General features: G+C 74.4%; 5 protein-coding genes and 1 pseudogene. All 6 read left to right on the forward strand.

What is annotated here, in order from left to right; genetic code table 11:
* Nucleotides 1-310, forward strand: a pseudogene (locus AB0O00_RS21645) (hypothetical protein); the annotation flags it as partial.
* A 306-nt stretch (nucleotides 311-616) separates the two neighbouring features.
* Complete coding sequence (leuS, locus tag AB0O00_RS21650; RefSeq protein ID WP_363654155.1) at nucleotides 617-3496, forward strand: leucine--tRNA ligase; 2880 nt, start codon at nucleotides 617-619, stop codon at nucleotides 3494-3496.
* Between the two features lie 336 nt (nucleotides 3497-3832).
* Nucleotides 3833-4648 carry a hypothetical protein gene (locus AB0O00_RS21655; protein ID WP_363654157.1) on the forward strand — a complete coding sequence of 272 codons (816 nt, stop codon included), beginning with the start codon at nucleotides 3833-3835 and terminating at the stop codon, nucleotides 4646-4648.
* 171 nt (nucleotides 4649-4819) lie between these two features.
* On the forward strand, nucleotides 4820-5668 hold the full coding sequence (locus tag AB0O00_RS21660) for a DegV family protein (protein WP_363654159.1): 849 nt from the start codon (nucleotides 4820-4822) through the stop codon (nucleotides 5666-5668).
* Nucleotides 5669-6094: 426 nt separating this feature from the next.
* A complete protein-coding gene (locus tag AB0O00_RS21665) occupies nucleotides 6095-6823 on the forward strand; it encodes a ComEA family DNA-binding protein (RefSeq protein ID WP_363654161.1) in 729 nt (242 codons plus the stop codon).
* Between the two features lie 66 nt (nucleotides 6824-6889).
* On the forward strand, nucleotides 6890-9459 hold a 2570-nt coding region (locus AB0O00_RS21670), incomplete at its 3' end, for a ComEC/Rec2 family competence protein (RefSeq protein WP_363654163.1).

Genomic DNA, 9459 nt, shown 5'->3' on the forward strand with positions numbered 1-9459 from the left:
CCCGGTGGAGGCCCGCGCCGCCCTCGCGGGCTGGGTGGGGGTGGGCGGGCTGTTCCTGGGCGACCTCCGCAAGGCCACCACGCGGCTGGCGGCGGCCGTCGCGGGCCTCGGCCCCGGCCGGGCCCGGGCGAAGGCGCTGCTCATGGTCCGGCTGGCCGAGACCCACCGCCGGCTCGGCGACCAGCGGGAGGCCGCGCGCACCGCCGCCGCGGCCCGTGCGCTCGCCTCCGGCATGCAGTCCGAGCGGGTCGCGCGGGCGCTGCGCGACTTCGACGCGGCCGGGCGCGCGGTATCCCCGGGAGCGCGCTGACCCGCTTGCGGTACCCTGAGCCCATGCGAACCGTGCGCCTGCTCCTTAGCCGGCCGCGCTGACCAGGACCGGCTGCGCCCTCGGGCGGTGCCGGAGTCGGCGTGGCGTCCCCTCCTGCGAGGGGCTTTTTTGTTTTCCGCCCCGTTTCCGGTCCGGTCCGGGGCTTTCCGGTACCAGGCCCGCGTCCGGGGTTCACGTGCCCGGTCCCCGCGTCCGGTCCACGAACACGGCCCCTGTGCACGGTTCACGTGCGCGGTGGTTCACGTGCGCGGTTCGCCAACTGACATCGATGGAGCTTGAAGGACCATGAGCGAGACGACCCCTGCGTCCGGCGCGGCCGAGCCCGCGACCGAGCCGTTCCGGTACAGCGCCGCGCTGGCGGCGGAGATCGAGTCCCGCTGGCAGGACATCTGGGAGAAGGAAGGCACCTTCAACGCTCCCAACCCGGCCGGCGACCTGGCCGACCCGGCCGCGGGCGACGTCACCGCGAAGCCGCACAGCTTCATCATGGACATGTTCCCGTACCCCTCGGGCGCGGGCCTGCACGTCGGCCACCCGCTGGGCTACATCGCCACCGACGTCTACGCCCGCTACCAGCGGATGACCGGCCACAACGTCCTGCACACGCTGGGCTACGACGCCTTCGGCCTGCCCGCCGAGCAGTACGCGGTGCAGACCGGCACCCACCCCCGGGTCTCCACCGAGGCCAACATCGCCAACATGCGCCAGCAGCTGCGCCGGCTGGGCCTGGGCCACGACCCGCGCCGCTCGATCTCCACGATCGACCCGGAGTACTACCGCTGGACCCAGTGGATCTTCCTGCAGATCTTCAACTCCTGGTACGACGAGGCCGCCGGCAAGGCCCGTCCGATCGCCGAGCTGATCGCCGACTTCGAGACCGGCTCGCGCGCCGTGCCGGGCGGGCGCGCCTGGTCCGAGCTGTCGGCCGCCGAGCGCGACGAGGTCCTGGGCGAGTACCGCCTGGCCTACGCCAAGGAGGTGCCGGTCAACTGGTGCCCCGGCCTGGGCACCGTGCTGGCCAACGAGGAGGTCACCGCGGACGGCCGCTCCGAGCGCGGCAACTTCCCGGTGTTCAAGTCCAACCTGCGCCAGTGGATGATGCGGATCACCGCCTACTCCGACCGGCTGATCGCCGACCTGGACCTGCTGGACTGGCCCGAGGCCATCAAGCTGCAGCAGCGCAACTGGATCGGGCGCTCCGAGGGCGCCCGCGCCGAATTCGCGGTCGGTGACGACAAGATCACCGTCTTCACCACCCGCCCCGACACCCTGTTCGGCGCCACCTACATGGTGCTGGCCCCCGAGCACGCCCTGGTCGACTCCATCGTGCCGGCCGAGTGGCCCGCCGGCGTCCCGGCCGAGTGGACCGGCGGCGCCGCCACCCCCGCCGAGGCCGTCGCCGCCTACCGCGCCGCGGCCGCCGCCAAGTCGGACGTCGAGCGGCAGGTCGAGGCCAAGGTCAAGACCGGCGTCTTCACCGGCGCGTACGCGGTGAACCCGGTCAGCGGCGCGCCCGTCCCGGTCTTCATCGCCGACTACGTGCTGATGGGCTACGGCACCGGCGCCATCATGGCCGTCCCCGCCCACGACCACCGTGACTTCGCGTTCGCCCGCGCCTTCGCGCTGCCGATGCGCTGCGTCGTCGAGCCCACCGACGGGCGTGGCGAGGACCCGTCCACCTGGGACGACGCCTTCGACACGTACGACTCCGTCATCGTCAACTCCGCGCACGGTGAGCTGTCCCTGGACGGGCTGAGCGTCGTCGACGCCAAGGCCGCCGCCACCGCCTGGCTGACCGAGCACGGCATCGGCGAGGGCACCGTCAACTACCGCCTGCGCGACTGGCTGTTCAGCCGCCAGCGCTACTGGGGCGAGCCCTTCCCGATCGTCTACGACGAGGACGGCGTGATGCACGCGCTGCCCGAGTCGATGCTGCCGGTCGAGGTCCCCGAGGTCGACGACTACTCGCCGCACACCTACGACGCGTACGACTCCACCTCCTCGCCCAAGACCCCGCTGTCCCGCAACGAGGACTGGGTCAACGTCGAGCTGGACCTGGGCGACGGGCCGAAGCGCTACCGCCGCGAGACCAACACCATGCCCAACTGGGCCGGTTCGTGCTGGTACGAGCTGCGCTACGTCGACCCGACCAACGGCGCGGCCGTCGTCGACCCGGCCAACGAGCGCTACTGGCTGGGCGCGACGGCGAACAAGCCCGCCGGCGGCGCCGACCTGTACGTCGGCGGCGCCGAACACGCCGTGCTGCACCTGCTGTACGCGCGCTTCTGGCACAAGGTGCTGCACGACCTGGGCCACGTCTCGTCCGTCGAGCCGTTCCACAAGCTGTTCAACCAGGGCATGATCACCGCCGACGTCTACCGCGACGAGCGCGGCTTCCCGGTGCCCGCCGCCGAGGTCGAGGAGCGCGACGGCAAGTACTTCTGGCAGGGCGAGCCGGTCAAGCGCGAGGCCGGCAAGATGGGCAAGTCCCTGAAGAACGCCGTCGCCCCCGACGACATCGCCGACGAGTACGGCGCCGACACGCTGCGCCTGTACGAGATGTCCATGGGCCCGCTGGACGTCTCCCGCCCGTGGGACACCCGTGCCGTCGTCGGCTCGTACCGCTTCCTGCAGAGGCTGTGGCGCAACGTCGTCTCGGAGTCGACCGGCGAACTGGTCGTCACCGACGAGCAGCCCGACGAGGCCACGCTGCGCGTGCTGCACAAGGCGATCGACGGCATCCGCGGCGACATGGCCGGGCTGCGCTTCAACACGGCCGTGGCCAAGGCGATCGAGCTGAACAACCACCTGGTCAAGCGCGGCTCCACGCCGCGGTCCGTGGCCGAGCAGCTGGTGCTGCTGGTCGCGCCGCTGGCCCCGCACGTCGCGGAGGAGCTGTGGCGCCGGCTGGGCCACGGCGACTCGCTGGCGCACGCCGACTACCCGGTCGCCGACCCGGCGTACGTCGTCGACGAGGCCGTGACCTGCGTCGTGCAGATCAAGGGCAAGGTCAAGGCCCGGCTGGAGGTCGCGCCGACGATCTCCGACGCCGAGCTGGAGGCGCTGGCCCTGGCCGACCCGGCGGTCGTCGCGGCCATCGGGGACGCTGCGGTGCGCAAGGTGATCGCGCGGGCGCCGAAGCTGGTCAACATCGTCACGGGGTGACGGGCTCCTGTTGAGTCCGTGGTCGTGCGGGCGGGCGTCCTTCGGGGCGCCCGCCCGTTTTTCGTCGCCGCTCGCAGGACGCGGGCCTTCCGTCGGGTGCGCGGGGTGTCGGGGTGGCGGGGGTGTCGGGGTTGCAGGGCGCTCGGGCGCGGGCCCTCCGGGGGATCCCCGATCTGTCCCTGATCTCGGCTGCGTGGGCCCGTTCGGCCTGCCCCCGGGACCCGTCCGGCGGCTACCGTGGAACCCTCGGCGGGGCGGCCCGCGTTGGCCCTGGAGGGCCGAATCGGTGGGGGTCGGCCCGGCGGCGGTCGGCCCGGTGGCGGAAGGTGGCTCGTGATGGACGTGCTCGGCGTGATGCTCGGACTGGCCCTGCTCATCGGGATCGCGGTGGTCGTGCTGGCCGTCGTCGGCACCGTCAAGGCGGCCAAGGCCGTCGCCGCCAAGGTCGAGCGGCACGAGGCCAACGCCCGGCGCGCGGTGGAGAACGCCACGCTCAAGGCGAAGACGTTCACCAAGCCCGGCCCGCAGGGGCAGATCTCCGCCGTCCGGCTGGGCCTGCGCACCTCACTCGACGGCACCCGCCAGGTCCTGGAGTCCGGTCTCGCCCAGGACGGCCAGCTCGGCGAGGCGCTCGCCCTGCTGACCCGGCTGGACGCCCACGCCGCCGAGCTCGACGGCGAGCTGCGCGTGCTGGAGCGCGAGCCCGACACCGGCCGGATCGCGGCCAAGCTGCCGGAGCTGCGCGAGCGGGCCGAGCGGATCACGCACTCGGCGGAGACCATGCGCTGGGCGGCGCAGGACCGGATGCACCGCTTCGCGGAGGACGAGCTGAGCAGGCTCAGCCAGGAGTGCGAGAGCGAGGCGGGGGCGCTGCGGCACTGGGACGGTGTGGGGGCGTCTGGGGCTGCGGGAGCGTCTTCGGGTGCTGGTGCTGGTGCGGCCTCGGGGTCGGGTTCGGGTTCGGCGTCGGCTGGTGGGGCGGGGGCTGGTGCGGCGGGGGCCGGCGCGGCCGGGCGGGCGTCGGCGCCCCGGGCCGGGCTCACCGACGGGAAGGGGCGGCCGAGCGCCGAGGACCTGCTCGGGCTCGGCGACCCGCTGGCCAAGCTCGCGCAGCGGCTGCGGAAGCCGTCGGCGGGTCCCTCGGCGGGCTGATCCGGTTCTCTCGGCGGGCTGTTCCAGTCGTGCGGGGGCGCCCGTCGGGGCTGTTGTTCGGGTCTGTTGTTCGGTCTTCGTACGAGGCTGTTCGAGTGTCGCCGTGGTGCCGTGCGGGTGCCGGACGCTCGGCGCTGTCATCCCGGCCGAACGGGGAGTAACCTCCGCCTCATGCCCTCCGACCTCGCACTTGTCACGGATTCCACGGCCTATCTGCCGCAGGAGGCCCTCGACCGGCACGGGATCACGGTGGTTCCGCTGAGCGTCGCGGTCGGGGACGCGGTGCTCGCCGAGGGCGTCGAGGTCTCGCCGAAGGACGTCGCCGAGGCGCTGCGCGGCAAGCAGCGGGTGACGACCTCCCGGCCGAACCCCGAGTCCTTCGCCGCGGCCTACCGCGCGGCGGCCGAGGCCGGTGCCAGGGGCATCGTCTCGGTGCACATCTCGGGCGAGCTGTCCGGCACCGTGGAGGCCGCCCGGCTGGCGGCGGCCGAGGCGCCCGTGCCGGTGGAGGTGGTCGACAGCCGGCTCGTCGGCATGGCCCTCGGGTACGGGGTGCTGGCGGCGGCCGAGGCGATCGCGGCGGGGGAGGACCTGGCCGGTGCGGCCGGGGCGGCGACCCGGCGGGCGGGCGGGACCAGCGGGTTCTTCTACGTCGACACTCTGGAGCACCTGCGCCGCGGCGGCCGGATCGGCGCGGCGCGGGCGCTGCTCGGGTCGGCGCTGGCGGTCAAGCCGCTGCTGCACCTGGACGGCGGGCGGATCGAGCCGCTGGAGAAGGTGCGGACGGCTTCGCGGGCGATCGCGCGCCTGGAGGAGATCGCGGTGGAGCGGTCGGGGGAGGGACCGGTCGACATCACCGTGCACCACCTGGCCGCGGAGGACCGGGCCGAGCCGCTCGCGGAGCGGCTGCGGGGGCGGGTGCCGGGGCTGCGGGAGCTGTACGTCGGCGAGGTGGGGGCCGTGATCGGGGCGCACGTCGGGCCGGGGCTGCTGGCGGTGGTGGTCTCGCCGGTGCCGTAGGGGCGCGGGCGCGGGTGCGGGTCAATGCGGTGAGTGCGGTGTCACTCGTCTGAGTTAGCTTTTTTATCCACAACTCCCTGGTTATCCACAGGCTTTCGGTAATATCCGCGCGTTCGACCGCGGGCTCCTACCGTGCTCCGCATGACGAGCATGGGCCTGGGCGCGGCGAAGCGCCACGAGATCAACGAGACCGTCCGGCTGCGGATGGCGGCGGTGTTGCCGGCGGCGGGTGCGTTGCCGGTGACGTCGGCTCCGCCGGGGTCGGCGATGCCTGTCTCCGGGGCGGCGGGGGCCGGAGAGGCGGCGGGCGCGGGGCCGCCTCCGGGGTCTGCGTCGCAGGCTGCGTCGGGATCTGCGTCGGGGTCTGCGTCGGCGTCTGCTTCGAGTGTCGGTGGGGCGAGTGCGCCTCCGGGCGGGCTCGATCCGGTGGAGCCGCTGGAGGCCGCGCACCGGGCGCCGTTCCGGTTCGGGCCGGCGGTGGTGCTGGACCGGCGGGCGGTGGTGGGGCTGGTCGTCCTGCTGCTGTTCGCGGTCGGGTACGCCGTGCAGCACTTCTGGCTGGCCCGGCCGCAGGCGGTCGCGGTGCCGGCGTTGGCGGCGGGGCCCGGGCCGTCCGCCACGTCGCCGCCGCTGCTCCCGTCCGGGGCGGCGGCGGAGGCGGGTGCGGAGGGCGGTCCGTCCGGGCTTCCTCCTCCTGTCGTCGAGCCCGTCGTGGTGGTGGACGTCGGCGGCCGGGTCCACACGCCTGGGCTGCACACCCTGCCCAGCGGCTCGCGCGTGGCCGACGCGCTACGGGTGGCGGGTGGTCCGCTGCCGGAGACGGACACCCGAAGCCTCAACCTGGCGCGGGTGTTGACGGACGGCGAGCAGATCCGCGTCGGCGAGCCCGCGCCTCCGTCCGGCACGGTCGCCGGCACGACCGCCGGGCCAGGTCCGGGGCCGCCGCCGGCCGTCCCGCCCAGGCAGCCCGTCAGCCTCAACCGGGCCACTGTCGAACAGCTCGACACCCTCCCCGGTGTCGGCCCGACCCTCGCCCAGCGCATCCTCGCGTTCCGCACGTCCCACGGCTCGTTCCGCACACTCGACCAGCTCCGACAGGTCAGCGGGATCGGCGCGCGGACGTACGCGGAGATCCGTCCGCTGCTCACCCTCTGACGTTCCGTCCAACGACCCCTACCTCGCCCCGACCACCGTCCCGTCCTGCCGAAGGGAGGCACCGCCGTGTCCGCCACCGACCAGACCTCGTCCCTTCACACCGCCCGTACCGACTTCCGGCTGCTGCTCCCGGCGGTCTCCGCCTGGGTGGTCGCGGCGGCGCTCCTGGGGCGCGCGCCGGGGCATGACGCCGTGTTCTTCTGGCTGGCGGGCGCGGCTGCGACCGCGGGTGCCGTGATGCTCGCCCGGCCGGGTGCGCGGCACCGGCACGGAGCGGCGACGACCCTGGCCGCGATCCTGCTCACCGGCGCGGCGGCGGCCTCCGCGACGCTCCTGCACACCGCGGACCTGCACCGCGGGCCGCTGCCGGGCCTCGCCCGGGCAGCCGAGCACGGGCCACCGCGTTCGGCGGGCGAGCCGGCGCGGGTCGTGGAGGTCGAGCTGACCGTCGTCGGCGATCCCAAGTCCCATGCGTTCCGGGGTGGTACGACCGGTGGGCAGTCCGTGCTGACGCTGGACGCCACGGTGGACCGCGTCACCCTCTCCGAAGGGCGGGCCGTCCGGACCCGCACGCCGGTCACGGTGATGGTGCGCGGCCAGGAAGCAGGTCCGTGGCAAGGGCTGCTCCCGTCCGCCCGGCTCGCCGTGGAGGCCGAGGTCAGGCCTGCGGGAGAGGGGTACGACACGGAGGCCGCGGCGCTGCTGGTCGCCCGCGGCGAGCCCCGGACGCTCGCCCCGCCGAGCCTGCCGCAGCGGATCGCCGGGCGGCTGCGCGAAGGCCTGCGAACGGCCAGCGACGGCCTCCCGCCGGACGCGCGGGGGCTACTGCCGGGGCTCGTCGTCGGGGACACCTCGCGGCTCTCCGACGACCTCCTGGACGCGTTCCGCGCCACCGACCTGGTGCACCTGGTGGCGGTGAGCGGGGCCAACCTGGCGATCGTCCTCGGCGTCCTGCTGGGCGCCCCGGGCCAGGCGGGCACGCCCGAACGGCGCGGCCTGGCCGCACTGCTGGGCCTCTCGCTGCGCACCAGCGCCCTGCTCGGGACGGCGCTGACGCTGGCCTTCGTCACGATCTGCCGGCCGGAGCCCAGCGTGCTGCGGGCGGCGGGGACGGGCCTGATCGGGATGCTCGCCCTGGCCACCGGCCGCCCCCGGCACGCAGTCCCCGCGCTCGCGGGGGCGGTGCTGGTCCTGGTGCTGCTGGATCCGTACCTGGCGCGGTCGTACGGGTTCCTGCTGTCGGTGCTCGCCACCGCGGGGCTGCTCGTCCTCGGACCGCACTGGGCCGAGGCGCTGCGGTCCCGGCGCTGGCCGCACCACCTGGCGGGCGCCCTCGCGGCGACGGCGGGGGCCCAGGCGCTGTGCACACCGGTGACGGTGGTGCTGTCCGGGCACGTCAGCCTGGTCGCGATCCCGTGCAACCTGCTGGCCGAGCTGGCGGTGGCCCCGGCGACGCTGCTCGGCTTCGGGGTGCTCGTGCTGGAACCCTTCGCTCCGGCGCCGGCCCGGCTGCTCGCGGAGCCGGCCGGGGTGCCGGCGAGCTGGCTGGCCCTGGTGGCGCGGCGTGGCGCCGAGCTGCCCGGCGGGCAACTGTCCTGGCCGGGAGGGTGGTTCGGGGTCGTGACGGTCGGGCTCGCCACTCTGGCGGTCTGTTGGGTGGCGCCGCTGCTGCTGCCCCGGCGCGCCGGGTCCGGCGCGAGCCCGCGGCGGCGGTGGGTGCGGGCTCTGGTGGCCGGAGTGCTGTTGGTGGTCCTGATGGCGGTACTGCTGCGCCCGCCGGTGCTCAGCCGGATCGCGACAGGCTGGCCACCGCCGGGGTGGCGGATGGTGATGTGCGACATCGGCCAGGGAGACATGCTGGTGCTACCGACGGATGAGCCGGGCAGTGCGGTGGTGGTCGACGCCGGGCCGGATCCGAACGCGGCCGACCGGTGCCTGCGGGATCTCGGGGTGACGGTGGTGCCGCTGCTCCTGGTGACGCACTTCCATGCCGATCATGTCGAGGGCGTGCCCGGGGTGCTGCGGGGGCGCAGTATCGGCGCGATCGAGGGCACCACGTTGGACGATCCCCCGGGTGAGGCGGCCCGGGTGATGGGCTGGGCGGCTGGTGCGGGCGTGCCGCTGATCCGCGCCAGACGCGGCGAACGTCGGTCGGCGGGTGAGGAGTTGGCGTGGGACGTGGTCTGGCCTGGCGCGGGCACGGACGTTGAGGCGCCGGGTGCCAATAATGCGAGCGTTGCGATGGTGGTGACGGTGGCCGGTGGAGTGCGGATGGCGTTGCTGGGTGACCTCGAACCGCCTGCTCAGGCGGCGTTGTTGGGGCGGTTGGGGCGTGTGGACGTGTTGAAGGTGGCGCACCACGGGTCTGCCCATCAGGACTGGGGCCTGGTCGATGCGTTGCGGCCGAGACTGGCGTTGATCTCGTGCGGCGAGGGCAACTCGTACGGGCACCCGTCCCCGCGGACGGTGGACCGGTTGCGCGGGCTCGGTGCGACGGTGCTGCGCACCGATCGGTCCGGGGACATCGCCGTGACGGGCGATTCCCCGGCCACCCTCGGCGTGGCCGTGCACCCGCAGAGCGCGCACGGCGCGCACGGCGCGCACAAGGCGGCCCCGCATGCCACGCCCGAGCCGGC

It is taken from the genome of Kitasatospora sp. NPDC093558 (assembly GCF_040683475.1).
Lineage (GTDB): Bacteria > Actinomycetota > Actinomycetes > Streptomycetales > Streptomycetaceae > Kitasatospora.

What these genes read in the sequence shown, in the direction of transcription:
- AB0O00_RS21660 (WP_363654159.1), top strand. Translation starts at nt 4,820, where the DNA reads ATGCCCTCCGACCTCGCACTTGTCACGGATTCCACGGCCTATCTGCCG.
- AB0O00_RS21655 (WP_363654157.1), top strand. Translation starts at nt 3,833, where the DNA reads ATGGACGTGCTCGGCGTGATGCTCGGACTGGCCCTGCTCATCGGGATC.
- leuS (WP_363654155.1), top strand. Translation starts at nt 617, where the DNA reads ATGAGCGAGACGACCCCTGCGTCCGGCGCGGCCGAGCCCGCGACCGAG.